Raw genomic sequence first — 25588 nt, forward strand, 5'->3', positions numbered from 1 at the left:
ACAGTTGCGTTGGAAAGGGAATTGCGCAATAAGCAGCCTGAGCAATGTTTGCGGTAACATTTACGCGTTTGAGGAGAGTCTGATCAATGCGACGCCTGAGAAATGTGAAAATCGTGGCGACGCTGGGACCGGCGTCCAATGACTATGACACCATCCGAGCGCTGCATGAGGCTGGGGCCGATGTATTCCGGCTGAACATGAGCCATGGCAGCCACGATGAGATTCGCGAGAGGCACCGTATAATCCGGCAGATCGAAAAGGATCTGGAAAGCCCGATCGCGATTCTGGCCGATCTGCAGGGGCCAAAGCTGCGCGTTGGCGTGTTTGCAAATGATGCGGAAGAACTGGAGGAGGGCGCCGCATTCCGTCTGGATCTTGATCCGGCAGCCGGGGATATCACCCGGGTCTGCCTGCCACATCCCGAAATTTTTGCCGCATTGGAGCCAGGTGCGCGCCTGCTGGTCAATGACGGAAAGATTCGTCTGATCGTGCAGGATTGCGGACAGGATTTTGCACATTGTACCGTTGAAGTCGGCGGCACGATCTCGAACCGCAAGGGTGTGAACGTGCCTGACGTGGTGCTGCCATTGGCAGCGCTGTCGGCAAAGGATCGCGACGATCTGGAATTTGTCTGTCAACTGGGTGTGGACTGGTTGGCGCTGAGCTTCGTTCAGCGTGCCAAGGATGTGTTCGAGGCGCGCGCACTGGCGGATGGCCGAGCATCGATCTTGTCCAAGATCGAAAAACCTGCTGCGGTCGAAGCTTTTGACGATATCCTTGACGCCTCAGACGGGATCATGGTTGCGCGGGGTGATCTGGGCGTCGAACTGCCTGTTTCGGCAGTCCCCCCGATCCAGAAACGTCTGGTGCGTAAATGCCGTACAGCCGCGAAGCCCGTGATTGTCGCAACCCAGATGCTGGAAAGCATGATCGAAAGCCCGATGCCCACAAGGGCCGAGGTTTCGGACGTGGCCACCGCCATCTATGAAGGCACCGACGCAATCATGCTCAGTGCGGAATCGGCTGCGGGTTCTTATCCCATCGAGGCGGTTCAGACGATGAACAAAGTTGCCATCGAAGTTGAAGCCGACCCGACTTATACACAGATTATTGCCGCGTCGCGTACCGCCAAGGGTACGACCATCGCGGACGGGATCGTGGCTGCGGCACGCGAGATTGCCGAAAAGACTGACATCAAAGCCATCTGCTGCTTCACTCAAAGCGGGACCACCGCCTTGCTCACCGCCCGTGAGCGTCCCGGTGTGCCTATCATCGCGATGACCCCCGCCACCGGCACCGCCCGCAGGCTTTGCCTGAGCTGGGGTTGTCATTGCGTCTTAACCCCTGAACAAGAGCGGTTCAAAGGTGCGGTCGTCAGCGCCGCTCGCGCCGCCCGTTCGGGTGGTTTCGCCGCTGAGACTGATCAGATTGTGGTCACCGCCGGCGTCCCTTTCAATGTTCCTGGCACCACCAACATCTTACGTATCGCCCCTTGTGATGAACGGCTGATCTACAACACTGATCCGGGCTAAGCCCGGATCACCACTACTAATTTCAGTTTGATACCAAGCGTATGCCTAATATTTGGGCATATAATAATATTTATTTACAGTGTCTTAGAAGTTTGAGGGTTGTATCCAGCAATAATCTCTCTGTTTTTGCGTGTTTTTTCGGGATACTTGCCCTTAGGGCGGTCTACTCAAGCAAGTTCCAGGTTCCGGCTGCCCTGCCGGGGGCGAGGGCCCCGGCCAAAGCAACAATAACGGAGGAACGGCATGACAACGAAAATTGTCATAGGACTGGACGGGACAGAAACCGGAGAACGCGCGATCGCCTTTGCCAAAGACTTGGCCGGGCGTATCGGTTCATGCGAGCTTCTGGCGGTTTACGTCATCGAATGGTCTCCTTTCACATTCCAGACACCAGAAGAGAACGCCCTACGCCACAAACGGCGCGAAGAAGAGGTTGCGTTAGCTACGTCACGGATCATCGAGCCAGCGGTTGAAGCGTTGAAGGCTGCAGGATTCGAGGCGCGCGGCATCGTCCGTCACGGAGATGTGGCGGAAACGCTGAATGCAATCACGGTTGAAAACGGTGGCTCCCAGATCGTTGTGGGTCGGGCCTCGGCAGATGGGTTCAAAAAACGCCTGTTTGGCAGTTCGACCCAGAACCTTGTCATGCACGCCGATGTTCCGGTTACGGTCGTGAACTGAGGGGAGAGATTATGATGAATATTCAGAACAAACTGAGTCTGGCAGCACTTGCCGCTCTGGTTGCGAGCCCCACTGCCGCACAGGAGGCGGTCGGGTTGGACGATAAAATCAACCAGGCCTTTGCTGATTTCACCGGGCCTTTCGTCAGCTTTATTTTTGCCCCGTTTCCGGGCACCGGGTTCCCTTGGATCGTGGGTTGGCTGGTGATCGCCGCGACCGTCTTCACGCTTTATTTTGCCTTTGTACAATTGCGTTTCTTCGGTCATGCGATCAGCCTTGTGAAAGGTGACTATTCTGATCCCAATGATGCGGGTGAAGTTAGCCACTTTCAGGCGCTGGCAACGGCGCTGTCCGGTACCGTTGGCCTCGGTAATATTGCTGGTGTTGCGGTCGCCGTCGGTATCGGCGGGCCAGGTGCAACTTTCTGGATGATTGTCGCAGGCCTGTTGGGCATGGCGTCGAAATTCACCGAATGTACGCTGGGTGTAAAGTACCGCAACGAATATGATGACGGCACCGTTTCTGGTGGCCCAATGTATTATATGTCGAAAGGGTTCAACGAACTGGGCCTGCCGGGCGGCAAAATTCTGGCCGTTCTGTTCTCGATCTTCTGCATCCTTGGCGCGCTTGGTGGGGGCAATATGTTCCAGGCCAATCAGGCGCATCAGCAGATCGCAGGCATCGTCGGAGATTACCCGGGCTGGATCACTGGCCTGGTCTTTGCAGGCATCGTCTTTGCAGTGATCGTGGGCGGCCTAAAATCCATCGCGCGCGTGACTGAGAAAGTCGTTCCTTTCATGGGCGTGATGTATGTGGCCGCGGCTCTGGTGATCATCCTGATGAACGCGGATCAGATCGGTTGGGCCTTTGGCCAAATCTTCGCGGGAGCGTTCACCGGTCTTGGTGTCGCTGGCGGTATGGTCGGCGCATTGATCCAGGGCTTCCGGCGTGCGGCGTTCTCGAACGAAGCGGGCGTTGGTTCTGCGGCGATTGCCCACTCGGCGGTTCGCACCAAAGAACCGATCACCGAAGGGTTCGTGTCGCTGCTGGAGCCGTTCATTGATACGGTCGTAATCTGTACCATGACCGCGTTGGTGATCATCATCACCCAGCAGCTGATCGTCGATCCGGAGACCGGAAACTATATGCTGAACGAAGCCGGTAATGCCATCGCAACGGTTGACGGAAACTCGGGTGTCAGCCTGACTTCAGCCGCCTTTGGCAGCGCGTTCAGTTGGTTCCCTTACGTTTTGGCAATCGCAGTAGTTCTGTTTGCCTTCTCGACCATGATCAGCTGGTCCTACTACGGCCTCAAGGCCTGGACCTACCTGTTCGGTGAGGGTCACACCAAGGAACTGGTGTTCAAGGTCATCTTCTGCATCTTCGTAGTCATCGGTGCAGCGGCTAACCTTGGCCCCGTTATCGACTTCTCGGATGCGGCGATCTTTGCCATGGCGGTTGTGAACGTCTTCGCGCTCTACTTCCTGATGAAAGTGGTACGTCAGGAACTGGCATCTTATGCAGAGCGTTTGAAGAGCGGTGAAATCCGCAAATTCGAACATTAATCCAAACCTCCGGGGCGGCGCGCGTCGCCCCGGTGCCTAGCCAGCCTGCAAAAAGCGCAGATTCTGGCCCAAACCCCCTTGCCAGTATGACCGAACTTGCGTAAACGGCGCTTCTGATCGCGTGACCGGCCGAGATGGCATGCCGAGTCGCGTCTGAAACCGAACCCCGAAAGGAGACGGAAATGCCTAAGATGAAGACAAAGTCGAGCGCCAAAAAGCGCTTTAAGGTGACTGCGACCGGTAAGGTCCTTGCTGGCCAGGCCGGCAAACGGCACGGCATGATCAAGCGGACCAAGAAATTCATCCGCGACGCCCGTGGCAACACCACCCTGTCCGCCCCCGACGCCAAGATCGTCAAGGGCTACATGCCCTACGACCGCTAAGAGGAGATTAAGAGATGTCCCGCGTTAAAGGTGGAACCGTAACTCACGCCCGTCACAAGAAGGTCATCAAGGCTGCCAAAGGTTACTATGGCCGCCGCAAGAGCACCTTCAAGGTTGCCCGTCAGGCCGTAGACAAGGCCAACCAGTACGCAACCCGCGACCGCAAGAACCGCAAGCGCAACTTCCGCGCGCTGTGGATCCAGCGTATCAACGCCGCTGTCCGTTCGCATGACGAGGCACTGACATATTCCCGCTTCATTAACGGCCTGAACTTGGCCGGTATCGAAGTGGACCGCAAAGTTCTGGCCGACTTGGCAGTGCACGAACCGGAAGCGTTCGGCGCGATCGTCGCCAAAGCACAGGCCGCGCTGGCTGCCTGAACCTCTTTCGAGAGACAGTGAATGAAAGGCCGTCCCAGTTGGGACGGCCTTTTTTTGAATCCGTAACGGGTGTCGATTGCGCCAGGTTGCCAAATTGAGCTCTCTAGGGCGATGAAGATAAATATCTCACCGCCTCCAACATCCTGGGCTGAATTGTACTGCAGACAACGCAACAAGCTCCTGCATCAGGGTGCAATGGTTGATGCGACCGATCCAATCCGCCTTGAGAAATGGTAGTGTGCAACGCCCGTGAAATGTCGTGAATTCAGTGGGATGATTTTATGAGATCGTTCAGACCATGGCGGGCATCGCAGGTGATTCCCGGTATGGGTGGCGGAGACGAAGGGATTCGAACCCTCGAGACGGTTTCCCGCCTACTCCCTTAGCAGGGGAGCGCCTTCGACCACTCGGCCACGTCTCCGTCGACGCGTATACAACCCTATTCACCATGCCCACAAGGCTAAAAACGATGGGAGATTGAATTTTGTGGGAATGCCGCAGAAAGTGCAAACCAAGCAGAACAAAGCGTGATTGCGCGCACGTAAGAGGCAAGATTTTGGCAACAAATATTCAAGTTTTGTTCTTCGCTTCTGTCTACGCAGCCATATTCCACTGACCAGCATGTCCAGCGGTCAATCAGGTCTCCTTCTCTGTTGGTTGTTCGTAGATGACCCGCACAGGATATCTCAGACTGTTCCTTATTTACCCCATCTGCGACGGATGTGTGTCGACACACTTTCTGCCTTTTAGACCGAGGCAATTAGAGTCTGAGATCTGTCAATCAAATTTCTCAAAAGTTCTGAAAGAACGCGGATAGATTGATGTTCGGGCCATGTGTTCAACAACCAGTCATGGTCATCCAGAGTCATCCCAAACATGCGCGCGTCAATCCCCAGTTCCTGCGCATAGTCAGCTTTCAGGCTTTGAATGATACTAGGAACCTGTTCAATGCTGGGACCGTCGACACGAACGACCAGACAACGGCTCACCAATGGTCGAGGAAGCTTGCTCAAGTCGTTTGCTGTGAACAGCCAACAGATGTGGGACGCATTCACGTTTGTGGCCAGAAAGCGTTCGTAGAACGTCTGAGCTTCTGTATTTTCGAGGAGCCCGAGAAGTTCTGCCCAAACACTTCCATTGTGGCTTGGCAACGCTTTGTCCAACTCGTCGATCATGATGAGCGGGTTGAGCGCTCCTGCACTGCAAACCGCCTTTGTAATGACACTGGGCATTGCAGTTGACCAGCCGGCGCTTACACCAAAAATGTTTGCGTCAGCATGACCCGCAACGCTTCTGATAGTCACGTCAATATTCAAGGCCTCTGCGATCTCACGGCACAATCTGGTTTTTCCAACGCCGGGTTCGCCGGCGAGGATGATAGGCCGCATTTGCAACCGATCATTTCCAAACTGCCAGTGCCGATAGAGCTGATCATACACCAAGCCAATTGCTGCTTCGGCGTTGGGAAACCGAGTCTTCAAGCTTGTGAGGTTTTCCAAGTTTTGCCTAGTCAGGATGTAGAAATGTTTGGGACGAAAGGCATCCAGCACTCCACCTTCTTTAGCTGCTCTCTCGATGGTTTTGGGCAGTTCTGAGAGGGGTTGCAGCGCATACCTAGCTTCCTGTTTCCTCCGTTTCTTTGCAGCCCTCTCAAGACCTCTCAGATGCAGTTTCTCCGCTGCGATCATGAGGGCCTCTTCGTCATTCTTTGGCGAGCGGTCTGTGATGGCCGATTGAAGCACCGAAATCGGGAGAAATTTCAAGCAAGCCTTCCCCGCATTCCGGAAAGCTTCGACATCATTGAATGCTGCAATCCAGTTTGCCATGTACTTCGAACCAGGCTCGCTCCGAAAACTTGCCCATTCGTCGTGATACTTGGCGGATTCCTCGAAAGCCCAGGGTGCTTCTTTGCGAGCGGACTTGAGGCAAGCCGCTTGCAGTTCCCAAAGCTCGGAACTAGCCAGAATGGCGCTCTTTAACTCTGCAAGATCATTGAATTCTAGGGCTGAAAGCCAATTCAAAAGTTGGCTCTTTGCAAGGTTTCCAGCATTTGCCCATTCGTCTAGGGTCTCGCTCACGACCGGGCAGATTTCGTTTGCTTGCGTGTCGTTGGATGAGGGTTTGGCGGGTGGCTTTTTGTCGGTAAATCGCATTCTAATCTCGTCAAGGCAAAGTTTATTGGCTTGAGAGAGCGGCTAAATTCAGCGGTATATGACTTGTCGGAATGTGGAACAGTCGCCAAGCATTCAACAGCTTCTCTCAAGAGGGCAGATGTGAGAGAGCCCGTATAACGCTGGAGGAGGGGCCAAGAATGCTGTTCATAGATTAAATCTAATCTTCCTTGCCGGCATTCTCAATACAGCCTGGAAGAAATACGTAACATTCATGTATTTAGGAGCTCTGACAGTAGATCTCTTTGCTGCCGTATCCCGAAGATTACGTTCAGGACATCCTGCCGGGCATCACATGGCGCCGAGTGGAAGTAAGCCCAGTTTTTGCACTCTATAGCGGATAAATGGTCCACTTTTGCCTTCATCCTGGATCTCACCGAACTTTCGTGACAGCATCCCACATGATGGGCGTTTGGTGATGAGTGACACTCAAAGGGCTGTGCCCTGAATGCCAGCCAGTCGGCAAACGTTCTCGGATCAATTTGCCAGTGTCCCAGGTCATTTTTGTAGGCGCGAACGGAACCCCTCTTGATCGCCTTCAATATCGGGTTCTTGGTTGTTCCACTTTCTAGCTTGGCTTCTGTCATCGTCAGGTAGGTCATCTGCTTCTCCTTTTAATTGTCCTTGGAAATAATCAGGAAAATGAGCGGGAGAACGCATAGAGCAATAGGGTCGATGGGCCAAACGTGTTAGTTTCCGGCGACGAAGTTGCAAGAACTGACGGCCCTTAGCTGACTTTGGTGCGAAATCCGTCTAACGACTGCTCCCAGCCGAGGCTGTGTGGAAACTCCGGATGCTGTATGCTTTTCGGCAAAGGCTGGAGGCGGGTATGTCGGGATATATCGAGGGGGCGGAGCGAGGTCAGACGACGCTTTTTCCGGATCGGCTTGAAGATTGGATCGACGAGGATAATCCGGTTCGCGTTATTGACCTCTTTGTTGACGAGATCGATCTTGAGGAGATCGGTTTCCTGCGGACAGCACCGGCGCGGACAGGGCGACCAGGGTATCACCCCTCGGTCCTGTTGAAGCTCTTCATCTACGGCTATCTGAACCGCGTGCCCTCCAGCCGTGCGCTGGAGCGGGAGGCTGGTCGCAATGTTGAGGTGATGTGGCTGACGGGGCGGTTGGCCCCGGACCACAAGACAATCGCCGATTTTCGCCGCGATAACGGCCCCGCCATTCGGCGGACCTGTGCGCAGTTCGTCGAACTCTGTCGCCGGATCGGGGTGCTGAAGGGGGATTGTGTCGCCATCGACGGCTCCAAGTTCAAGGCGGACAACAACCGAGACAAGAACTTCACCAAAGGCAAGATCGCCAGCCGCACCGCCCATCTGGTTGCGAGCATCGAGCGCTACCTTGATGAAATGGTCCGGATCGAACGTCAGGAAGAAGGCGAGGCCCGAGCCGAGAAGATTGCCAATCTGGCGCAACGCTGCGAGCGCATCCGGCAGGAGATCGAGCGCTTGGTGGACATGGGCGAGGCGCTCAGAACGAGCCCGGACAAACAGATATCCCTGACTGATCCGGATGCCCGCTCCATGGCCACCAGCGCCAAAGGCAGCGGTTTTGTGGGCTACAACGCCCAGTCCGCCGTGGATACCGAGACCCATCTGATTGTCACACATGACGTGATCAATGCTGGGCATGACCGTGAACAACTGTCGCCGATGGCCAAGGCGGCGAAGGCCGCTCTCGGACGCGATGAAATGAGCGTGGTGGCGGACAAAGGTTATTTCAGCGGCCGGGAAATTCTGGCTTGCCACGAGGATGGTATCACCACAATTCTCCCCCGACCCGAGACATCCGGCAACCGCAAGAAGGGTCGGTATGTGAAGGCCGACTTTGCCTATGACGCGGATGCAGATGTTTACCGATGCCCAGCAGGAGAGACGCTGACTTACCGCTACACGACCGAAGAAGGTGGTCTGGTGATGCGGCGATACTGGACCAACGCCTGTCAGACCTGCCCTGCCAAGGCGCGCTGCACGACCGGCAAGGAGCGTCGTATCACCCGATGGGAGCACGAGCATCTGGTCGACGAGATGCGCGACCGTTTGAGCCGCGATCCGGCCTTGATGGGCCTCCGCCGCTCGACCGTCGAGCACCCATTCGGCACAATCAAGAGCTGGATGGGGGCGACGCACTTCCGGATGCGGCGACTGAAGAAAGTCCGCACCGAAATGGCCTTCCATGTCCTCGCCTATAACATCAAACGGATGATCGCCCTGATCGGAGTACGTGGGCTTCTGATCGCCATTCCGGCCTAAACTGGGGCGAACCGTTCAGATTGCACCGCGGGAAACGCCGTAAGAGCTCAGCTTCCAACCCGTTTCAACTCGATAAGCCCCAAAATTGGTCCAGAAACCGAAAACCCCAGACGAAACCAGTAGAAATCCTTTGAAGCCAAAAAACCAAAGTGGTTTCCACACAGCCTCAGCCCAAACCGGACATTCAACCCAAGACTTTGCAATTCTAGCTTTTAGCATGAAGCGGGCATGAGTGAATGGTGTCGCAAGCGCTCGACCAGATTTTCACAACGTGCGCGCAATTTGGGATATATTCGGCCAGTGTTCTCATCCTTTACCCGAAGAAACGACGGCGAGCAGCATGCGACCGCACTGGCGCCGGTTTTTCAGCCCAGTTCTTTTACCGCTTTCTTAAAATCCGAAGGCGACATTCCGGACCATTTTCGGAAGGCCCTCGAAAACGCTGTGGAGTCCGCGTAACCAAGCCGCAGTGCGGTCTCACCAACGGACTTCCCTGCCGGACCCAGCAGCTTCTTTGCTTCTTCCAGTTTGACGCCAGATATGACCTGAGAGGCTGATTGCCCGTAGGGAGCAAGCCGATTGTTCAATGTCTCCCGGTGGAAACCGCATAGGCGTGCCAGTTCGTCTACACCAAATCCCGGCTCGCCAAGGTGAGTTCGGATCAGGCTCTGAAGCCCGGCCAGGAAATCTTGCGGTGCCGCAAGGTCAGGGTCAGTGACAGGAAGGTCCGATGGGTTTTCCAATATTTCCGGGATCAATTGATGGCTCAGCCAGGGTGAAGGAAACCGGATAGAAAAACCCTTTGGGCTACACTTGATGGCTTGAACACCATGAAAGTGCCTAGGTAGCACGTCAGGTTCGCTGACCCGTAAAATGATCTGGCTCGGGTCCCACCTGAAATCCAGAACCCGGTGCAGCAATGATACCCAGATGCTCGCCAGAAATGCATCGGTCTGTCCGGGCGAAACCGAAATGTTGAAGTTCCGCTTGGCACTGAAATAAGCGTGCTCGCCTTCAACAAGCAGCGATTGTGTGACCGCGTTGGATTCTTTCGAGACGGCTTGAGTGTAGCGCGTAAAGAAGTCGCCCAACGTCAACGCCTCGGCCAACATGTCACCAAGAGGCAGAAACCGAACAAGGTCGATTGATTGACCAACTTGCGCGCAGAAGTCCGGTGAAGTTGCGTCAGCAGCGGCTTGATGGATTTTATAAATCGTCTCATGTGGAAGGAAATTCTGGCGATCCATCACCTGAACTTCGCTCACGCCAAGAGGGTCCAGAACGAAGGCTGGTTCAACACCGGCGCCACGCAAAGCAGCGACCACCGGTGCAGCAACCGATGCCCGAACCAGCGGCAACGCCTTCTTTTTGTTTTGGTCAAATGCGTCCATGTCGCCCTCAAATATCATGAAGTTAACGACAGATAGACAGAAAACACACAAAAAGGTGCGAAAAGCTTGCAGAATGCAAAATCAATTTGGCGAAGCCCGTCATACTGTCAGGCAATATTCGGCGATCACTCTAAAATCACATTCAGAAATATACATCTGTGATTCGCATTTGGAGGACCTCGATGACGCCGAAACTCAAACGCATGGTGGCCACGACAGCCTTTTCTGCAAGCCTGGTAATCGCGGGCCAAGGATTTGCGCAGGAAGAGAGCTTTCCGATCCTATTTACCAACGTGCACGTGTTTAACGGTGTCGATGAACAGCGACTTGAGAACGCAAACGTTCTGGTCGTGGACAACCTGATCGCAGACGTATCAGCGGAACCACTGGCCGTCGCCAATGCCCAGATCATTGACGGTGGTGGTCGAACCCTGATGCCGGGCCTGATCGACGCACATGTGCATATGACAGTCACGGAACCCGTGGCCGATCTGCGCGATAACTTCGACTGGATGTACTGGGGTGCTGTATCAACAATTGAAGCTGAAAAAATGCTTATGCGAGGGTTCACAACAGTGCGGGATGCGGGCGGCCCGGCAATTGGCCTACAAAAAGCGATTGATCGGGGTAAGGCCGTTGGCCCGCGTATCTACGCTTCTGGGCCTGTGATCTCGCAAACCTCGGGGCATGGAGAGCATCGCGTCTACACCGAACCCCATCCCAACTTCATGGGGGCGCAACCATCCTTCTTTAACCAACACTTGGAATTCCTGGCCGATGGCGTGCCGGAAACGCTGCGCGCGACACGCGAAGCCCTGCGCCTTGGCGCTGTCCAGATCAAGGTGATGGCTGGCGGTGGGGTATCCTCTCAGGTTGATCCGTTACACACCGTTCAGGGTCTGCCGGAGGAGCTTGAGGCGTCTGTCCGGGCCGCTGCCGATTGGGGAACCTATGTCATGGTTCACGCCTATACAGACGAATCCATCGTGCGCTCGATTGAGGCAGGTGTGATCAGCATTGAACATGGACAACTGATGACCGAAGTCGGGGCTCAAGCGATCAAAGACGCGGATGCCTGGATTGTTCCGTTCTATTCTCTTCTGGGGATCGACGAGCAAACCATTGTTACTGCACTTGGGCCTGGGTCCGCCGAAAAGTTCCTCAGCGTGCAAGCGGGTGCGCGAAATCAGATGCAGTTGATCAAAGATTTCGGGATCGAGAACGTGGCGTTCTCCACGGACATTATCGGCGATCCCGTCGCGCTGACCAAGCAGAATGACGAGTTCAAATACAGGCTGGAGGCGTGGACTTCCTACGAAATCCTGCAACAGGCCACGTCAAAATCGGCGGCACTTCTGGCACTGTCAGGAAAACTCAACCCCTACACAGCAGGCCCGCTGGGCGTGATCGAACAAGGCGCATACGCCGATCTGCTGCTTGTGGAAGGGAACCCGGTCGAGGACGCCGAGATTCTGGTCGACTACACCAACAACATCGATCTGATCATGAAAGATGGCGTGATCTACAAGAATACACTCAATTGAGTGTCGCGCGGGGTGAATTTACCTCGGCATCCCGCGCCCCTTTAGTTTGACAAATGGGAGTACTGACACGTGAAAACACTGGCCTCACTGACAGCAATCGCTGGATTTTTTTCCTTGGCAGCAAGCGGCGCGTTGGCACAGGACGCGCTCCCGCAAACTTTGTTCACCAACGTGCATATCTTTGACGGAATTAGTGAAGAGCGGATCGAAAACGCAAATGTTCTGGTTGAAGGCAATCTCATAAAGACAGTCTCGACCGACGGTATTGATGCGCCCGACGCAACGCTTGTTGACGGGGGTGGTCGCACGCTGATGCCGGGCTTGATTGACAGTCACGTGCATCTCTACGCTACAGGGCTCGTGCAATCCTTCTCAGGCCTTCAGGCCGCCAAGTGGGATCAGATCGGTGCCACCGCGGCTGAAAATGCCCGCGACTATCTCTACGATGGTTATACCACGGTGCGGGATACTGGCGGAATGGGATCAGGTCTGCGCGAACTGATCGACAAGGGGATCGTCGACGGGCCACGTATCTATGCGTCAGGTGCGGCCATCGGCCCAACTTCTGGGCATGGTGACTGGCGAAACCCCGAGCAGCGAACCTTCAACATGGGTTCGGACGACGTCGCCAATACGTTCAACCTGTCCTATATTGCTGATGGTGCCGAGGAAATCCGGAAAGCATCGCGGCTTAACTTCGCGCACGGGGCGAGTTTCCTGAAACTGATGGCCGGTGGCGGTGTGTCATCCGAGCTCGATCCGCTTTGGTCCGTTGCCTACAACGTTGATGAGATTGCGACAGCGGTTGAGGCTGCGTCCTTCTTTGATACCTATGTGACAGTCCACGCCTATACGGACGAAACAGTCACAATGGCTCTGGACGCAGGCGTCAAGTCGCTGGAGCACGCTCAGATGGTGAGTGAAGAGACCGTGCAGCGCATTGCGGATGAAGGTATCTTCTGGGCCCTGAATGTGGCTGGAATGGATCCAGCGCTGCTTGATCACCCCAATTTCTCGATGCCGACGGTGAAACCAAAACTGGAAGAATATCTGGTCGGGTCAGAAAACGTCATTGAGTACATCAAGAAGTACAAGCCCAAGATCGTGCATAACGTCGACACCGTGCTGTCCACCATTGGGTTTGGCCGCGCGCACCGGGACTTTGAAAAGTACTACTTCGCTGAATTGCTGGGTAACCACGCCTTCCTGGTTGCAGCGACCTCGACTGGCGGTGAACTCGCCCAACTGACAGGACGGCGAAACCCTTATCCCAACAAACTGGGCGTGATCGAAGAAGGGGCCTATGCAGACATCCTGATTGTCGATGGAAATCCGCTGGAGGACCTGTCGGTTCTTGGAGCAAATCCGAAGTGGTTTGATGCACCCGCGCGTGATCGAGGGTTCGAGACCATTCGTGTGATCATGAAAGACGGTGTCTTCTACAAGAATACACTCGAATGAGCGGAGTATGCAGGAAATTGACACCTGCGTCTTGCGCCGTCGATCCTGAACAGGGGAGCGATCAATGAATAAGGCAATCGCAGTAACTCTTTGCGCAGTTGGGATTGGTGTTTCCGGAGCAGCGGCGGAGGAGTCTCATAGCCGATACTACCTGGGGATCGGGGAACCAAACCCCGATGCCTGGCAAATCATGATCGACAATCCGACCGACCGGGAAAAGGACATGGGCGCTGCCCTCGCCGCAATAGGCGGTGAGATGATCAGCTATTTCTGGGGACTGGCCGATGGCAAGAACTACATCACCGTCCGCTTCCCGGACGATCCGGGCATGGTGCAGGCCATGTATATTTCGCGTCTAAGCCAGGGGGTTCTGAAAGACTACACCTTCATCGAACTGATGACGAGCGCGGACATGGTCGAAGCCCTGAAGCGAGTGCCGGAATTTTCAACTCCGGTCGAATGATGTTGGGAAACAAAGGAACAATAAATGAATATCGCCCTTCTTGTTCTTTTTGCGCTTGCTACCTTTTCGTCAGCACGCGCCCCACTCGCGCAGGAAAACGGCGCAACAGACGTCCCGCAAACAATACACTTTGAAGGCTTTGTACAGCCCAGTCGCGAAGCAGAACTGTCGCCTTTGGTGGACAATGTGGTCACCCGAATTGCGTTTCACGCCGGACAATATGTTCAGAAGGGCGACCTGCTGTTCGAGTTTGGAAAAAAAGGACCCTTCATTGAATTGCGCCTGAACGAAACAGCTCTCAAGAATGCGAAAGCCCAACTCAGGCTCGCGGATGCGGACTTGGGGCGGAAAACGGAACTTTATCTGAAAGACCTGATACCGGAAGCAGAGTTGCAACTTGCCCAGGTGAACCGCGATCTTGCTGAAATCGCATCGGAGCGGGCGGGCCTCGCTTATGAAGGGGCACAGCTCGCCTATAGCTTCACCGAGTTACATGCGCCTTTTTCGGGGATTATCAGCCAACCGCATGTCAGGCAGTACCAGTATCTGAGTACGGAAAGACGGGGGGACGAAACGCTGGCGATACTATCGGATATCGACCCGGTCTACGTTGTCGTCAAAGTGCCCTACGAGGAATTCACCAAACGGCGTCAGGTATTTGAGACAGATGCAGAAGCATTTGAGGGGCTCAGTCTGTCTTTGCAGATGCCAGACGGACAATTGTACCCCTATGAGGGTCATTACTTTGGTGGGGCATTCAAAGTTAATCCCAAAACGCAGCTGATGGATGTATGGGCCGAGTTCCCGAATCCAGAGTTGCTGCTTCGCCCAGGGGCAAAAGTCACCGTCATTTCGAGTCTGAGGAACTGAATGATGACCCGCCGGTGGCGTGGTGTGCTGTCCTGCCTAGAATTGAGGAGCATATGACAATGCGTTTTTCATTTGCAGTAATCACCGCGTGCTTATTAGCATTGCCGGCTCATTCAGAAGTTACACGTATCGAGTGGCCAGACCTGATCGATGAATCCGCTCAAGACTACGAAGATCCTTTCGTCGAATTGACTGGCAAACAGCTTAGCGCGCTTCGCAAATTGGTCCGGTTGCGCGCGCAGCTAGAGAAAGGCGGGCCGACGCCAGAACAACTGAACCAGATTAAAGTGGATATCGAGGCGACTGAAACAACCCTTGCTGAGGAAGGCGTTGAAGCGGACTGGTTGATTTCCCAACGCTGGGTTGTGATGGAAAGACGTGAGAAGGCCGGCACGGCCGCCAATGTCGACATCGATGGCGTGACCGTTTCATTGGGCGGATTTGTGATCCCGGCACCCCCCAACGAAGATGGTTCCCAAATGGCATATATCGTGCCGGAACGTGGAATGTGCAGCCACGTACCGCCTCCGCCACCAAACCAGATGGTACGTTTGCGCTTGAGTGATTCCTGGGCACCATCGACAATCTACGAACCCATCGTTGTAACTGGTCAAATCAGGATCGACCCGACGCAGAAGGAAATGCTGGTTGTTGATGGTCCTGTCCTGATGAAGGCTGCGTTTACTTTAGAGGTCGATGACGTGCAGACTTTTGGACCAATCCAGACTTCCGAAGAGGCTGCGACCAATAGGGAACGTGTGTTGATGGGAAGGATCAAGGCGACTGGCGGGGCTTCCAGAGACGATGATTAACGCAATCCTCGCTGGATTTGCTGTCAGGTGCCGGGTGTCTGCGGTCGACCACTGCAAAAATCCAGTCCACCCGAAATTGTGAAACAGGGCGCACTTCGGGTGGCCACGAAATTCATCCACGGAGCATTCAAATGAACCGGAACCCGCGAAATCGGATCATGCATGTTTGCCTTTGCGCGTTGCTGTTTATCTTTCCATTCAATGCGTTTGGCCAGGAAACGGATGAAGTATCCGTTGCTGAAACTGAGTTTTTCGCCTTGGCAGTTGATGAGAACACGAGCGTTGATGAACTCGAAATACTGGTCGTGCCATTGACCGCCGAAGAATTGTCCGATGCATCAGCTGCTTGGCAGACTCATGTTCGCAATCAGGCCGAAGAATTTGCCCAGATAAATCTGAACTTGCAGAAAGCAAATAAGGAAAACGAAGACAAACTGAGATTAGAACTGTCAGCTTTTGTCGCGACCTCAAATGCGACGCTCGAAAAATATAGGACTGTTATCGAGGCTTGGTCAAAAAAAGGAGCAGCCCCTGAGGATCTCAAACCCCATCTTGATTACCTTTCGGCGCTTCAAACCAGTGCGATAACGTCGGTTGATTTCACGACGCTGGTGCAGAGTGTCTTCGCATGGCTGGTCGCATTCGACGGAGGGATGCGAATTGTCCTTGGGGTATTGGGCGTTCTGGTTGCTGTCTGGATGATGATGTTTGTTGCCCGCTTCGTGCGCAGGATGGCACAGCGCGGTCTTGATAGAGTTCCGACACTGTCTCGAATGTTAAAGAGGTTTCTGGCCACCGCAGTTTTTTGGGCGGTTTTTGTGTTGGGTATCCTGATTGTCCTGGCCTTGTTCGGCGTGAACGTAACACCGTTATTCGCGGTATTCGGCGGCTTGTCGTTCATTTTGGGTTTCGCGTTGCAGGAAACTCTGGGCAACCTTGCAAGCGGTCTGATGATCATGGTCCTCAAGCCCTTCGATACCGGCGATTATATCGAAGTCGGCGGATCATCCGGGTTTGTGGATGAGATGTCCGTTGTTTCCACAAAGATCCGTACATTCGACAATCAGATCATCGTTGTTCCAAACAGCAAAATCTGGGGGGACGTGATTACCAATGTAAGCGCCTCAGACGAGCGGCGTGTCGATCTCGTGTTTGGCATTGCATATTCTGACAATGCCGCTCATGCCATTGCCGTTTTGAAGGAACTGGTCAAAAACCACGATCTTTGCCTCAGCTCGCCAAAAGCCGAGGTATTTGTTGGAGAATTGGGGGACAACTCGGTCAACATATTCTGCCGTCCGTGGTCTAAATCCGATGACTATTGGACGGTCTACTGGGACCTAACCGGGCAAGCAAAGGAACGTTTTGATCAGGAAGGCATATCCATTCCGTTCCCGCAACGCGATGTTCACCTGATACCAACCGAAGGGGTTTAATCTTCAAGACGTTAGCAATCTGGATTCTGCAAATTTTGTGCACCTGCGGTGTCGCGCTGGGTCAATCAAATAGCACTGTTCAAACATCGAGGAAGAGGACCCAAGGCGATCACCCACTCAACGCGCAAAAGTGCGTAGCTTTGGCGACTTGCATGTGTAGGGCCGGCTTTCTAGCCGATTAGAATTTGCCAGAGTTGTTCCACGTCTCTTTCGGGCCAATCTGTTCCTGAACATCCCAATGTTCGACGATCTTTCCACTCTTGAGCCGGAACAAGTCAAAGACGGCCCAGTCGTCCTCGTCTTGTTTTACATGGCTAAAAGCAACCACAAAATTTCCTTGGCCGAGTAGTCGGTGAACTTTGACGTATTGCACGGTTTTTCCGCTACTTGTCACCTCTCCAAGATGCTTGAAAAGAGCTTCCAATCCGTCGGCTATTTCTGGGTTGTGCTGATCGTATTGCTCGGTCGATATGTAGTCATTCACAAGATCGGTGCGCCCTGCCATCAGGACCTTGTCGATGAACCCTTGCACCACGGTCTTGTTGGCCTCGGTGAAATCGAGATCTTCGATTTCGGTTGGGCCATCCACCATGCTGCGGCCTGAGACGGTTGGCCATTTATACGCGGCAATCACATCCCAATGCTCGACGATTTTACCTTCTTCGTCAGTATCAAAGATATCGGCCGTCACCCACTGCGCTTCACCACCGTTGAGGCTTTGATACACATGCACGAAGACGAAGTTTCCATCCTCGATAGTCCGCAGAACCTGGATATCGCGCACTGGATTCCGCTCAAGAAAAGGCGTGAAGAACTCAATGAAACCTTCTTTACCGTCGCGTACACCCGTTGAGTGTTGCGTGTAGCGATCCCCGGTATATTTATCGAGCGCTTCGACCATTTTGCCGTCACGAATGCCTTCCAGATAAAGGCCCTTGGCATTTGCCACGCGGATACTGTCAGTCACAACATGCACTCCTGTGTCATAGACATGGTTTCAGCTAATACCAACAATGCTCAACACCGTTTCACGGCCAGACCAGGCCACGATAGCGGACAAGGTGCCTGTGACCATGGCGGGAACGCCTTCTTTCCAGCTGTCCCAGATCAGATGGCAACCAATTGCACCGATGGATGTGCCAAGAATAGCCAGCGCGCCTAAAGTTCCGACCCAGGATCCCTGAAACCAGATCGCGATTGCGCCAAACAATTCAACCACGCCAACCAAGGCCATGATCTGGCGGTTTAACCCGTACTTGATGAACATCGCCAGTTGGGTTTCGAAAATGAACTTCTGCCAGCCGAAGATCTTGATCGAGCTTGCGAAGAGGAAGAAGACGGACAGCAGTCCGACGAAAACCGTAATCGTAGTCATTCCGCAGCCTCCTGAACCGGGCACGAAAAATCCGCTCCGAGAGCATCTAAAAACGTTTCCTGCGCGGTGGCTACGGCGGCATTCATTGCGTTGGCCAACGCTCCAATGTCCGACGGGTCGACGACAGTTCTCAGCGGTCTTTTACCGTAGGGCAGCTTCAACAGACCGGCGATGGCATCGGCAACCATTGCAGGGGACGCCTCAGAAAAGCTTTTTTGCGCCAACCCCATGAAGCGTCCGGCCATCGCTTGTGCTTGTTCCAACGTTGGGCCGTATCCAGCCATGCGCTCCGGTTCATCCGTTGGCGGCGACTTTTGCATGATACCAGTGTCAAATGCGCCGGGTTGAACGATAAGGGATTCCAGTCCCAAAGGAGCGAGTTCAAGGGCATAGGTCTCGGCGACCAGTTCCAGCGCCGCTTTACTGGCTGAGTAAAAACCGCTCATCGGCAACGCAAACCGCGACATGTCACTGGTGATGCTGATCACCGTGCCCAAGCCCTGGACGCGCACATTGGGAAGGATGGCGCGTAGAACACGAACCGGTCCCAGCACGTTCACATTCAGCATGTTCTGAAACCGAGCCGCAGAAATGGTCTCGTTGAGCCCTCCAACATAGATCCCTGCGTTGTTAATGACGACATCAAGTGGGCCATTCAGCTTTAACATCAGATCGGCGATTGCGCTGTCTACGCTGGCGTCACTGCCGACATCCAGTTCAATGGATGAAATCCGCGCAGATGTCGCCTCTAGGCTGGTCGCCACGTCGGCGTTTCGCCCCTTCGAAGCACGCATTCCGGCGAATACAGAATGACCTTCGTCTGCAAGTCTGATGGCCATTTCTTTTCCGAAGCCGCTGCTGGCCCCAGTGATCAGAATATTCATCTGTCTGTTCCTCTTGTGGTCGAGAGGAAAATGGCAATCGATAGACATAATTGGAAATTATCATTATTTCTTATTAGTATGAATGAAATTGATGGAATTGATCTTAATCTACTGAAATCTCTGCAAGCGCTCATTTCGGAACGGCATGTTGGACGTGCTGCGCAGCGAATGAACGTAACGCAACCTGCCATGAGCCATACGCTTGCAAGATTGCGACGCCTGTTTGACGACCCTCTGTTCGTCAAGCAAGGGCGCGAAATGGTGCCAACAGCGCGCACTCTGGACCTTGCGGCGCGGTTGAACACGATCTTATCTGAGATCAGCGTGCTGACTGCGCCGGTGACGTTCTCACCTGAAAACGCGAGCGCAACTATTCGAATTCATGCCCATGATTTTATCGCCACCAGTTTCCTTGCAAACGCAGTTCGGTGTATTCGAAATCAAGCTCCAGGGATCGTGTTCGAAATTCACAGCTATTCAGATCACAGTTACCAGATGCTCGATTCCGGGGATGCCGATTTGATCATTGGCGCAGGACTTCAGGCAAATCCTAAGTTTCTTCAAAAGCTTCTACTGCGCGAGCGCCTAGTGTGCTTATTGGACCGAACCCACCCAGCTTTGAACAGCTGGAACGCCGAGACGGTCTTTTTATATCCACACGTCCGGCTGAACCTAATGGTTAAACAAGATGACCCAGTTCACCTTTATGGAAAGGATCAGGGTTTGCCCCCACGCCAGGTTGGGCTGGCGACGGATAGTCTGCATCTGCAACCGGCCTTCCTGGAAGGAACAAATCTAATCGCTTTTGTGCCGGAGACGCTCGCCCAAGCTGCTACCAACAACAAAAACCTAGTCACGCACGATTGCCCTTTTCCTCTGCCGGAATTGGGAATCCGTGCAATTTGGCATGAGCGAGACGCACGATCTCCCCTTCTCAGCTGGATCCGTAGCCAGCTGGATGTTTAACGGCTTGTGGAAATTAACACTTCTCTTTGGTGTCAAACTTGCACTGAAACCATCGATGTTGCACGCCAACTCGTAGGAATGAGAGCTTCAAGGGCAGCATTAGTTCTCGCCAAACAAAGTCGACCCTACTGAGTTTACCGAAGATGCTTAGGCTCCCAGAGAGTAGATTACAGCGTCCCACAGATCAGCTTGGTTGTGCTCCAATGTCGGCTGCGTGAACTATGTCAACAGCATCCGGATAGCCTGTACAACGACAGCTCTGGGCTGCACGCCGAAAATTTGCAAAGTCCGCTTTCTGCGCATAGTTGCCGTTGGTTGAGAGAGCAGCGAATGGCGGCAGTCCGCCCATGTTTAGCGATCTAGGTCACGTGTCGGCGAGCGAATAAATGAACCTCCGACGCTCATTTCGATTCTTCCCAGCAACCGCTTAATTTGTTTCAGAGTGGCCAAGAATTATTGAACCTTAACCAGACGATAGTAACTGGCTCTGGAAATGTTCAGCTGATCGATGATCTGCGCGACGGGGACGCCAGCTTCCTTAAGCGCCAATACCTTCTCTTTCTGTCTCTGGGCCGTTGGAGCACGGCCCTTGTATTTTCCATCTGCCTTGGCCCTCGCAATGCCTTCCCTCTGGCGTTCCAGCATGATTTCTCGCTCGAACTGAGCAACTGAGCCCAGAACATTCAGCATGAGCTTTCCTGTCGCAGTCGAGCTGTCCACACCCATGTCTACGATAACCAAGTCAGCGCCATTGGCTTCCACCACTTGCAAAAGCCTCCCCAGGTGCGTCACCGAACGCGCAAAACGGCACAGCTTGGTTACCACCAGCTTGTCGCCGGCACGAAGGCTTCGCAACGCTGCTTGCAATTCAGGACGATCTGAAAGGCTCGATACCTTTTCTGAAAAGATGAAATCCGATTGGACTCCATACTTCGTCAAAGCCTCAATCTGCGCTTCCAGTCCATAGCCCTGCTCCAAGGTGGATGTTCTTGCATACCCAATCAGCAACTGTCTTACTCCAATCTTAGGTCCTATTGAGATGTCGCTGTCTCAATGTCACGACAATGTATGCGAGACTGTTTTCACCAGAATTTACGCTGGGCGGTTTGCTGTCACATAACCAAGGTTGTGTGAGACAATCCTGGCGAACTCAGAAGTCATACCGACTTTCGAACAGGAGCCCTAACGCTATCGCCTACAAACCACTTTCCAAAGAATTGTTTAGTCGCCGTTGACGTTTGATTACCGTATCCAATCAAGGTATGGGACACGTATCCGACTGACCCCAGCAACAAGTTTAGAACCCCAGAACTTCAACTTGCTCCAAAATGATGTTTCAGGAGCGTAACTCTTAGAACTTGGCTTTGCCCGCCGGACACCCGATTTTCGCTCTTCCTTAATTTCCCGTAGTGCCGCTAGAATTTTGGGGGATACGATTACCGTGTAACTCTGTACATCTGCGTCCTTTATGAGCCGCATGATGTCATCTGTGATTGGAGCCAGAAACTCCTTCAGATCGTAGCACTTGCCCGTATTTCGCTCCCATGAACTACGGGCGATTCTGTTGGCGTCAAACAAACTGCCGGCAACACCTTCTCCCGCACCAATGTCAAAGCTGTCTTCACAAAAGTCCTGTACCATACCGAAAGCAAGCAAACGTCCCTCAGGAGAAGTTACCGGCCGACAAGCCCCACAGTAGATGTTTTTTCTAGGAGAGCTGGGTTTTTCGACAGTAGCTGTTTCGCCGGGGCTTGGTTTCTCAAGATCCTTCATTGTTCCTTTCTCAACCAAGGCCACATTAGACTGGCCTGTCCGCTCACATTTATGAAATACTGTTCGCCGGCCCTGGTCTTTGAGCTGCTTGAGTGTCGTCTTGAGTGCCCCTTCTGTCCTCGTGAGTCTCCTGCCTTTAGAAACATTTAGGAAGGCTTCAAACACCCTCATGTTCTCTGATTTGGCAATCTCATAGGCGGTCACGCTCGGCTTCGTGCCATATCGAATGAACCGTGCAACATCTCCGTCGGCAATGCGCTTTAGTTGGACCCCCGCCTTACTTTGCAGCCAAGGCGTGTTCTCGTGGATGAACGTCAATGCCTGCTTACGACATTGATCACCGAAGTCGAACGTCAAAAATATGTGGAAATGGAGATAAAAGGTCTCTGTCTTTGGTTCGAAGGGTGCTTCTAGCTGTGCGTATACAAATTCACCTAGTCCGGATTTCTTGAGGGCCTTCTTTAGCTTGTTCATTCGTTTGAATGCCAACGCCAAACCGGATTCATAGCCATCGATTGAGACTCGGCGTTCCAAGGCAGGAAATGTCAGAGCAGCAAACTGCGCCTGGCCTTTGACTTTGACCTCATAATGATACTGAAGATTGGCGGCAGTTTGTGTCGTATCAACTAAAGCAACGGACGGTAGCCGCTTGTCGTGCTTGTATGCGGAATAGCAGATCGCGAGATACTCGTTGTCGGGCAAGCCCAACAGGAGTTGTGCTGCTTTCTTCTTGCCGGGCCGGTATAGGTCGTGACCGACCTCGGCTGCCATTTCAGCCACCATGGCGGACATTTCCCGATACCTTGCTGAGCCTGGACCAAGTCGAAAGCCGCCATGATAGCCCACCTTTTTCCCTGCCATCCTTAGTGTTCTTGGCCGAAGCACTTCATGGCCATAAATCCGCTTCGCTTGCCTGCATTGCCGCTTGCGCTTCCGGTGATCACCTCTGCTCTGAGCACACTTTCTCTGTTCGCGGGATCTGCCCGCGTTGTTCTTCTTCACAACCTTTGCCCTTCAGCTCGATGGCCAAAGGTCGGTTGCCGTTTTCAGCTTATTTGACTCCGTGCCTCTGACCGCAATTTCCTGCGACCAGTGCTGCCTTCACGTCTGTTCAAGACGTGAATTTGCTTCCGCCGCTCGCAACAAAGGACATGGCACGAACGCGGTTTCAGACTTTTTAAAGGATTGGGAGTTTTGCGAAAATTTAAGAAACCTGACGGCGGCAATGAGTCTGTATGCCGGCAGTTCTGGGAACGAGTGAAAAACTAAATTTCTGATCGTCCCCCCATTACGTCATCGAAAAGAAACCAAATTCCACAGGTTGGAACACATTTTTCACAAGCCTGTTCTGGCACCTATTTTCGGTTTGGATCAAAGCGACCAGCCGCTTGTTCCGCTTTCAAGCCCGCCTGAACAAGCGCTCTGATCGCGGCAGATCGTCCATAGATCTCGTTCTGATGTGTGTACTGGCGAACAAGCGCCAGCTCATCCTCAGTCATTAGTATTTGTAGCCTTTTGGGCGGTTCTTCTGAGAGTTTTTCCATGACCTTAAGTTAACACTATACACACAATGCGTCAAATGTTGACGCGCCAGTCGAATCATTATACACACTATACACACTATACACACTTTTAAAATCAACAACCAAGGGAGGGAGCAATGCTCTCATTTCTCCACAAGTTCTTTCACAGCGCACACGAGGTCTGCGTTGTTCTGTATGTTTGCCATTTTGTTCTGACGTACGGACAGAAGATGTATCTGTTTTGATCTGTGAACGTCGGCGCAGGTACTCGTCTCTGCATCGCAGATGAAACATACATCACGCTTCCGTGACTCGCCCTATGGTAATGAAATTTTCCACTCAACCGAGGTCATATCGGAGGTGTCAACTTAAACTCCGGCAAAGAAACGCGCAGCCAATTCAAAACGCAGCAAAAATGTGTTTTGAGGCGCCCTCCTGACCCCAGCAGTTCAATCTGAAAAGTCAACCTGGAGTAGACGCAAGTTCATGTTTTGTAATAATAATTTTTCTTGACTGCATACCGAAAGTATCGATGAAGCGAGCAGAAGAAACTCAATCGGTGCTCGAATGATCGAAAATCAGCTAACAGGCAGTCGGTACATAGACCAAGGCAGAACACTTCCGATTGGGTTTTCACTCAGAGCCGTGGAGGATGCGCAGAGATGAACACAAGCCCAAACTGGATAGTACAACCAGCCGGCATGGATGACGCAGCCCGAGCTCTGGGGATTTCACGAAGAAGTCTGACAGACATTCTAGCAAAGCATCAATGTTACGAACGGCGCGGCAACAAAAAGGTGTTTTACCCGGAACACATTGAGGAACTGAGAGAGGCTTTAAAATGCCAAAGAAAGACTGGGAACCGAAGTGGACGGAGCAAGGTTGGGCGGTCTCGTTTTCAATCGAAGGGCGGCGGATTCGCCGACGCCTTGGCATCCGTGACAAAAGCCTCAAAGGCGTAGCTCGCGCTAAGGCCCAGCAACTTTATAAAGAGGAATGGGCGGCCCAATTAGCTATTCCTACAAACAAAGAGGTGCCATTTTGGGAGGCGGCAAAGGGCTACGTCGACGATGGTGGTGAAGCACGTTTCCTGCCAAAACTCATCGGGTATTTCGGCAAGTACACAACAATTGATCAAATTGGAGAGTTGGAAATCGTGAACTGTGCCATGGAGTTGTACCCCAACGCAGTTCCCGAAACTCGCAGACGCCAAGTGCGTGTACCGATCACCGCGGTAGTTCGCTGGGCCAGGGGAGAGCGGAAAAGGCCGTCCACAGATAACAAGCGAGTTCGCTGGCTCCATCCAGAAGAAGCTGAGGCGCTGTTGAAAGCCGCCGCCCAACTTACCCTGCCGCGCCACGACAAGCCCGAACTGTATACACTCAAGAAGATTGCTTTCCTTTTGGGGTCTGGGTGCCGAACAGGAGAGTGCTTTGCAGCGGACATTAATGATTGGAATCCAGCAACCTCTCAACAGTTTATTCCTGCTGAGGAGGACGGCGCAGGTAAAACTGTATCGAGTGAGCGCTTGGTACGGCTACCTAGCCGTGCTGTATGTTTAATGGGGGAGTTGCCCGAGTCGGGACGCATGTTCCGCACGCCATATGGAAAACCGATCAAGTTGAGAAAGAATGGCGGCGGCCAAATGCAAGCGTCGTTTAACAAGGCCCGAGATGCGGCCGGCCTTGGAAAAGATGTGACACCACACGTTCTCCGGCATACTTGGGCAACTTGGTACTACGCTCAGACAAGAGACTTCGGTGGGCTCATGGACCTCGGGGGCTGGGCAAAGAGCGAAATGGCCAATCGTTATAGAAAGATTGCACCTGACGACTTAGCGGATCGCCTGCTTGAACATGGGTGGGACTTTCGGCAAAAATCTGGCAACATCGAACTAGATTCCCGCTTACGTATTGTAAAATAAGGGAATATTCTTACCAAGTTTTCCCTTAGCAGGGGAGCGCCTTCGACCACTCGGCCACGTCTCCGCTGGCCGGTATATCCTTGCCTGTCATCCAGATACAAGGCGATTTTCTATGTCTGGAAAATTTTTCTGAATACCGATGATCAAACCCACAAGAAGGAGCGCTGGGGCTACCGGAAGCAGGG

Annotated in this window: 23 protein-coding genes and 1 tRNA gene; 14 read left to right on the top strand and 10 right to left on the bottom strand. The window is 53.3% G+C overall.

Annotation, left to right across the window (positions count from 1 at the left end; translation table 11 throughout):
- Positions 1 to 86: 86 nt before the first annotated feature.
- The 5 genes from pyk to rplT all read left to right on the top strand — a co-directional run bounded on the left by pyk (position 87) and on the right by rplT (position 4541).
- Complete coding sequence (gene pyk / locus ACR0AH_RS13675) at positions 87 to 1532, top strand: pyruvate kinase (RefSeq protein WP_170395584.1); 1446 nt, start codon at positions 87 to 89, stop codon at positions 1530 to 1532.
- A gap of 243 nt (positions 1533 to 1775) precedes the next feature.
- A complete protein-coding gene (locus ACR0AH_RS13680) occupies positions 1776 to 2213 on the top strand; it encodes a universal stress protein (protein ID WP_170395586.1) in 438 nt (145 codons plus the stop codon).
- Between the two features lie 14 nt (positions 2214 to 2227).
- Positions 2228 to 3778 carry an alanine/glycine:cation symporter family protein gene (locus tag ACR0AH_RS13685; protein WP_170465878.1) on the top strand — a complete coding sequence of 517 codons (1551 nt, stop codon included), beginning with the start codon at positions 2228 to 2230 and terminating at the stop codon, positions 3776 to 3778.
- Between the two features lie 182 nt (positions 3779 to 3960).
- Positions 3961 to 4161: a 50S ribosomal protein L35 gene (rpmI, locus tag ACR0AH_RS13690; protein WP_010443552.1), complete on the top strand. Its 201-nt coding sequence runs from the start codon at positions 3961 to 3963 to the stop codon at positions 4159 to 4161.
- Between the two features lie 14 nt (positions 4162 to 4175).
- Complete coding sequence (gene rplT / locus ACR0AH_RS13695) at positions 4176 to 4541, top strand: 50S ribosomal protein L20 (protein WP_008756009.1); 366 nt, start codon at positions 4176 to 4178, stop codon at positions 4539 to 4541.
- Between the two features lie 331 nt (positions 4542 to 4872).
- Here rplT and ACR0AH_RS13700 read toward each other — a convergent pair.
- From ACR0AH_RS13700 to ACR0AH_RS13710, 3 genes are all read right to left on the bottom strand, one after another.
- Positions 4873 to 4962: transfer RNA gene (locus ACR0AH_RS13700), tRNA-Ser, on the bottom strand.
- Between the two features lie 325 nt (positions 4963 to 5287).
- Positions 5288 to 6694, bottom strand: a complete 1407-nt coding sequence (locus ACR0AH_RS13705; protein WP_480431037.1) for an AAA family ATPase — start codon at positions 6692 to 6694, stop codon at positions 5288 to 5290.
- Between the two features lie 230 nt (positions 6695 to 6924).
- Positions 6925 to 7314 (bottom strand): hypothetical protein, encoded by a 390-nt coding sequence (locus ACR0AH_RS13710; protein ID WP_170558232.1) that lies wholly within the window; start codon positions 7312 to 7314, stop codon positions 6925 to 6927.
- Between the two features lie 227 nt (positions 7315 to 7541).
- Between ACR0AH_RS13710 and ACR0AH_RS13715 the strand changes: the two genes are divergently transcribed.
- Complete coding sequence (locus ACR0AH_RS13715) at positions 7542 to 8981, top strand: IS1182 family transposase (RefSeq protein WP_480592496.1); 1440 nt, start codon at positions 7542 to 7544, stop codon at positions 8979 to 8981.
- 365 nt (positions 8982 to 9346) lie between these two features.
- Here ACR0AH_RS13715 and ACR0AH_RS13720 read toward each other — a convergent pair whose 3' ends face one another.
- On the bottom strand, positions 9347 to 10372 hold the full coding sequence (locus ACR0AH_RS13720) for a helix-turn-helix domain-containing protein (protein ID WP_480592357.1): 1026 nt from the start codon (positions 10370 to 10372) through the stop codon (positions 9347 to 9349).
- 182 nt (positions 10373 to 10554) lie between these two features.
- Here ACR0AH_RS13720 and ACR0AH_RS13725 point away from each other — a divergent pair, with 182 nt between their 5' ends.
- The 6 genes from ACR0AH_RS13725 to ACR0AH_RS13750 all read left to right on the top strand — a co-directional run bounded on the left by ACR0AH_RS13725 (position 10555) and on the right by ACR0AH_RS13750 (position 16958).
- Positions 10555 to 11916 (top strand): metal-dependent hydrolase family protein, encoded by a 1362-nt coding sequence (locus ACR0AH_RS13725; protein WP_480592359.1) that lies wholly within the window; start codon positions 10555 to 10557, stop codon positions 11914 to 11916.
- Between the two features lie 69 nt (positions 11917 to 11985).
- The gene (locus ACR0AH_RS13730; protein WP_480592361.1) at positions 11986 to 13377 is read left to right on the top strand and encodes a metal-dependent hydrolase family protein; all 1392 of its coding nucleotides are present in this window, start codon (positions 11986 to 11988) and stop codon (positions 13375 to 13377) included.
- Between the two features lie 64 nt (positions 13378 to 13441).
- Complete coding sequence (locus tag ACR0AH_RS13735) at positions 13442 to 13840, top strand: hypothetical protein (RefSeq protein WP_170425652.1); 399 nt, start codon at positions 13442 to 13444, stop codon at positions 13838 to 13840.
- A gap of 24 nt (positions 13841 to 13864) precedes the next feature.
- Positions 13865 to 14710: an efflux RND transporter periplasmic adaptor subunit gene (locus ACR0AH_RS13740; protein WP_480592363.1), complete on the top strand. Its 846-nt coding sequence runs from the start codon at positions 13865 to 13867 to the stop codon at positions 14708 to 14710.
- Positions 14632 to 15522 carry a DUF3299 domain-containing protein gene (locus ACR0AH_RS13745; RefSeq protein WP_480592365.1) on the top strand — a complete coding sequence of 297 codons (891 nt, stop codon included), beginning with the start codon at positions 14632 to 14634 and terminating at the stop codon, positions 15520 to 15522. Before ACR0AH_RS13740 ends, ACR0AH_RS13745 begins: the two co-directional genes overlap by 79 nt.
- Positions 15523 to 15653: 131 nt before the next feature.
- Positions 15654 to 16958 carry a mechanosensitive ion channel family protein gene (locus tag ACR0AH_RS13750; protein WP_480592367.1) on the top strand — a complete coding sequence of 435 codons (1305 nt, stop codon included), beginning with the start codon at positions 15654 to 15656 and terminating at the stop codon, positions 16956 to 16958.
- A gap of 178 nt (positions 16959 to 17136) precedes the next feature.
- Here ACR0AH_RS13750 and ACR0AH_RS13755 read toward each other — a convergent pair whose 3' ends face one another.
- The 3 genes from ACR0AH_RS13755 to ACR0AH_RS13765 are packed head-to-tail and all read right to left on the bottom strand — an operon-like array spanning position 17137 to position 19217.
- The gene (locus ACR0AH_RS13755; protein WP_480592369.1) at positions 17137 to 17925 is read right to left on the bottom strand and encodes a nuclear transport factor 2 family protein; all 789 of its coding nucleotides are present in this window, start codon (positions 17923 to 17925) and stop codon (positions 17137 to 17139) included.
- Positions 17926 to 17955: 30 nt separating this feature from the next.
- Positions 17956 to 18333, bottom strand: coding sequence for a DoxX family protein (locus tag ACR0AH_RS13760; protein WP_170425660.1), 378 nt, complete (start codon positions 18331 to 18333; stop codon positions 17956 to 17958).
- Positions 18330 to 19217 (bottom strand): SDR family NAD(P)-dependent oxidoreductase, encoded by an 888-nt coding sequence (locus ACR0AH_RS13765; RefSeq protein WP_480592371.1) that lies wholly within the window; start codon positions 19215 to 19217, stop codon positions 18330 to 18332. Before ACR0AH_RS13765 ends, ACR0AH_RS13760 begins: the two co-directional genes overlap by 4 nt.
- Between ACR0AH_RS13765 and ACR0AH_RS13770 the strand changes: the two genes are divergently transcribed.
- Positions 19143 to 20183 carry a LysR family transcriptional regulator gene (locus ACR0AH_RS13770; protein WP_480592373.1) on the top strand — a complete coding sequence of 347 codons (1041 nt, stop codon included), beginning with the start codon at positions 19143 to 19145 and terminating at the stop codon, positions 20181 to 20183. The two genes, ACR0AH_RS13765 and ACR0AH_RS13770, sit on opposite strands and share 75 nt — an antisense overlap.
- Before the next feature lie 453 nt (positions 20184 to 20636).
- Here the strand turns inward: ACR0AH_RS13770 and ACR0AH_RS13775 are convergent, their stop codons facing one another.
- From ACR0AH_RS13775 to ACR0AH_RS13785, 3 genes are all read right to left on the bottom strand, one after another.
- On the bottom strand, positions 20637 to 21191 hold the full coding sequence (locus tag ACR0AH_RS13775; RefSeq protein ID WP_170483677.1) for a recombinase family protein: 555 nt from the start codon (positions 21189 to 21191) through the stop codon (positions 20637 to 20639).
- A 234-nt stretch (positions 21192 to 21425) separates the two neighbouring features.
- On the bottom strand, positions 21426 to 22817 hold the full coding sequence (locus tag ACR0AH_RS13780; protein ID WP_480592375.1) for a hypothetical protein: 1392 nt from the start codon (positions 22815 to 22817) through the stop codon (positions 21426 to 21428).
- 494 nt (positions 22818 to 23311) lie between these two features.
- Positions 23312 to 23500 carry a hypothetical protein gene (locus ACR0AH_RS13785; protein ID WP_480592377.1) on the bottom strand — a complete coding sequence of 63 codons (189 nt, stop codon included), beginning with the start codon at positions 23498 to 23500 and terminating at the stop codon, positions 23312 to 23314.
- An 820-nt stretch (positions 23501 to 24320) separates the two neighbouring features.
- On the opposite strand from ACR0AH_RS13785, the gene ACR0AH_RS13790 reads away from it, so the two are divergent.
- The gene (locus ACR0AH_RS13790; protein ID WP_480431046.1) at positions 24321 to 25403 is read left to right on the top strand and encodes a tyrosine-type recombinase/integrase; all 1083 of its coding nucleotides are present in this window, start codon (positions 24321 to 24323) and stop codon (positions 25401 to 25403) included.
- Positions 25404 to 25588 lie beyond the last annotated feature (185 nt).

The organism is Ruegeria sp. AM5, from assembly GCF_056540645.1.

What these genes read in the sequence shown, in the direction of transcription:
- pyk (WP_170395584.1), top strand. Translation starts at nt 87, where the DNA reads ATGCGACGCCTGAGAAATGTGAAAATCGTGGCGACGCTGGGACCGGCG.
- ACR0AH_RS13680 (WP_170395586.1), top strand. Translation starts at nt 1,776, where the DNA reads ATGACAACGAAAATTGTCATAGGACTGGACGGGACAGAAACCGGAGAA.
- ACR0AH_RS13685 (WP_170465878.1), top strand. Translation starts at nt 2,228, where the DNA reads ATGAATATTCAGAACAAACTGAGTCTGGCAGCACTTGCCGCTCTGGTT.
- rpmI (WP_010443552.1), top strand. Translation starts at nt 3,961, where the DNA reads ATGCCTAAGATGAAGACAAAGTCGAGCGCCAAAAAGCGCTTTAAGGTG.
- rplT (WP_008756009.1), top strand. Translation starts at nt 4,176, where the DNA reads ATGTCCCGCGTTAAAGGTGGAACCGTAACTCACGCCCGTCACAAGAAG.
- ACR0AH_RS13705 (WP_480431037.1), bottom strand. Translation starts at nt 6,694, where the DNA reads ATGCGATTTACCGACAAAAAGCCACCCGCCAAACCCTCATCCAACGAC.
- ACR0AH_RS13710 (WP_170558232.1), bottom strand. Translation starts at nt 7,314, where the DNA reads ATGACCTACCTGACGATGACAGAAGCCAAGCTAGAAAGTGGAACAACC.
- ACR0AH_RS13715 (WP_480592496.1), top strand. Translation starts at nt 7,542, where the DNA reads ATGTCGGGATATATCGAGGGGGCGGAGCGAGGTCAGACGACGCTTTTT.
- ACR0AH_RS13720 (WP_480592357.1), bottom strand. Translation starts at nt 10,372, where the DNA reads ATGGACGCATTTGACCAAAACAAAAAGAAGGCGTTGCCGCTGGTTCGG.
- ACR0AH_RS13725 (WP_480592359.1), top strand. Translation starts at nt 10,555, where the DNA reads ATGACGCCGAAACTCAAACGCATGGTGGCCACGACAGCCTTTTCTGCA.
- ACR0AH_RS13735 (WP_170425652.1), top strand. Translation starts at nt 13,442, where the DNA reads ATGAATAAGGCAATCGCAGTAACTCTTTGCGCAGTTGGGATTGGTGTT.
- ACR0AH_RS13740 (WP_480592363.1), top strand. Translation starts at nt 13,865, where the DNA reads ATGAATATCGCCCTTCTTGTTCTTTTTGCGCTTGCTACCTTTTCGTCA.
- ACR0AH_RS13745 (WP_480592365.1), top strand. Translation starts at nt 14,632, where the DNA reads ATGGGCCGAGTTCCCGAATCCAGAGTTGCTGCTTCGCCCAGGGGCAAA.
- ACR0AH_RS13750 (WP_480592367.1), top strand. Translation starts at nt 15,654, where the DNA reads ATGAACCGGAACCCGCGAAATCGGATCATGCATGTTTGCCTTTGCGCG.
- ACR0AH_RS13760 (WP_170425660.1), bottom strand. Translation starts at nt 18,333, where the DNA reads ATGACTACGATTACGGTTTTCGTCGGACTGCTGTCCGTCTTCTTCCTC.
- ACR0AH_RS13770 (WP_480592373.1), top strand. Translation starts at nt 19,143, where the DNA reads ATGACCTTCGTCTGCAAGTCTGATGGCCATTTCTTTTCCGAAGCCGCT.
- ACR0AH_RS13765 (WP_480592371.1), bottom strand. Translation starts at nt 19,217, where the DNA reads ATGAATATTCTGATCACTGGGGCCAGCAGCGGCTTCGGAAAAGAAATG.
- ACR0AH_RS13780 (WP_480592375.1), bottom strand. Translation starts at nt 22,817, where the DNA reads ATGGCAGGGAAAAAGGTGGGCTATCATGGCGGCTTTCGACTTGGTCCA.
- ACR0AH_RS13785 (WP_480592377.1), bottom strand. Translation starts at nt 23,500, where the DNA reads ATGGAAAAACTCTCAGAAGAACCGCCCAAAAGGCTACAAATACTAATG.
- ACR0AH_RS13790 (WP_480431046.1), top strand. Translation starts at nt 24,321, where the DNA reads ATGCCAAAGAAAGACTGGGAACCGAAGTGGACGGAGCAAGGTTGGGCG.